The 1,873-nt window shown below is 57.9% G+C and carries 2 protein-coding genes and 1 pseudogene; all 3 read left to right on the forward strand.

The genetic code is table 11. The annotated features are described in order from the left end of the window. A partial coding sequence (locus AC1DRJ_RS26070; RefSeq protein ID WP_477804689.1) for a cytochrome ubiquinol oxidase subunit I occupies positions 1–703 on the forward strand: 703 nt, incomplete at its 5' end. Positions 704–706: 3 nt separating this feature from the next. After that, entirely contained in the window at positions 707–1,714 is a 1,008-nt protein-coding gene (cydB, locus tag AC1DRJ_RS26075; RefSeq protein ID WP_477804690.1) for a cytochrome d ubiquinol oxidase subunit II, read from the forward strand. Between the two features lie 70 nt (positions 1,715–1,784). Beyond that, positions 1,785–1,873, forward strand: a pseudogene (locus AC1DRJ_RS26080) (DUF2474 domain-containing protein); the annotation flags it as partial.

Raw genomic sequence — 1,873 nt, forward strand, 5'->3', positions numbered from 1 at the left:
GTATCAGCCGGCGAAAATAGCGGCTATTGAAGGGCACTGGGAAAACATCGGCGATGAACCGACCCCTTTGATCCTGTTCGGCTGGCCCGACATGAAAGAAGAGAAAACAAAATTCGCCGTCGAGATTCCGTACCTGGGTAGCCTGATTCTCACTCACTCGCTGGACAAGCAAGTACCAGGGCTCAAGGAATTCCCGCCTGAAGACCGGCCCAACTCGACCATCGTTTTCTGGACGTTCCGGATCATGGTCGGCATGGGCATGCTGATGATCTTCACCGGTGTGTGCAGCCTGTTGCTGCGCAAGCGTGACCGGCTGTACACCTCGCGGCCGTTCCTTTACCYGGCGTTGTGGATGGGGCCGTCTGGCCTGATCGCGATCCTCGCGGGTTGGTTTACCACCGAAGTCGGCCGTCAGCCGTGGGTGGTCTACGGTCTGATGCGCACGGCGGACGCCTCCTCCAACCATACTGTCATGCAGATGAGCATCACGCTGATTCTGTTCGTCGTGGTGTATTTCGCGCTGTTCGGTACCGGTCTGGGCTACATGATGCGCCTGGTGCGCAAAGGGCCGGAGATCGACGAAGGCAAGGAAACCAATGAAGGTGGTCCCGGCAAGAAGCGTACGCCGGCCCGTCCATTGTCCGCCGCTGACGATAAAAATGCCGAAAGTGACCACAGTCCCAGCCTGAACAAGGAGATTTGAGTCATGGGTATTGATCTTCCGCTGATCTGGGCCGTGATCATCATCTTCGGCATCATGATGTACGTGGTCATGGACGGTTTCGACCTCGGGATCGGGATCCTCTTCCCGTTCATTCCGGGCAAATCCGACCGTGACGTGATGATGAACACCGTCGCCCCGGTGTGGGACGGTAACGAAACCTGGCTGGTACTGGGCGGAGCTGCGTTGTTTGGCGCCTTTCCGCTGGCCTATTCGGTGGTGCTCTCGGCTTTGTACCTGCCGCTTATCCTGATGCTGATCGGGCTGATCTTCCGTGGCGTGGCGTTCGAGTTTCGCTTCAAGGCCAAGGACGATAAGCGTTACCTCTGGGACATGGCCTTTATAGGTGGCTCCGTCACCGCGACCTTCTTCCAGGGCGTAGCATTGGGTGCCTTTATAGATGGGTTGCCGGTGGTCAATCGCCAATTCGCCGGTGGTTCACTGGACTGGCTGACACCGTTCACGCTGTTTTGCGGCGTGGCGCTGGTGGTGGCTTATGCGCTGCTCGGTTGCACCTGGCTGATCATGAAGACCGAAGGCGAGTTGCAAGAGAAAATGTTCGGCCTGGCCCGGCCTCTGGCCTTCGTGGTTTTGGCGGTGATCGGAATCGTCAGCATCTGGACACCATTGACTCACCCCGAAATTTCCGCCCGATGGTTCACGCTGCCCAATCTGTTCTGGTTCATGCCCGTACCGATTCTGGTGCTGGCGACGATGTACGGCTTGATCCGCGCCGTCGCCCGCCATGCGCACTACAGGCCGTTCCTGCTGACGTTGATGCTGATCTTCCTCGGCTACAGTGGTCTGGGCATTAGCTTGTGGCCGAACATCGTGCCACCGTCGATCTCGATCTGGGACGCTGCTTCACCTCCACAAAGCCAGGGCTTCATGCTGGTTGGCACGTTGTTCATCATCCCGTTCATCTTGGGTTACACCTTCTGGAGCTACTACGTATTCCGCGGCAAGGTGACCCATGAAGACGGTTATCACTAGCGCTGTGGAAGCGAGCCTGCTCGCGATGGCGCCCTCAGCGGCGTCACCGATCTGAATGAGGATCGATGCAATGACCGGCAAACATTCCCTGCACGACATTGAAGAAGCCGAAAAAAAACCGCTGTGGCAGCGGCTTGGATGGCTGGCCCTGATCTGGGC

It is taken from the genome of Pseudomonas sp. P5_B2, from assembly GCF_056400445.1.

What these genes read in the sequence shown, in the direction of transcription:
- cydB (WP_477804690.1), top strand. Translation starts at nt 707, where the DNA reads ATGGGTATTGATCTTCCGCTGATCTGGGCCGTGATCATCATCTTCGGC.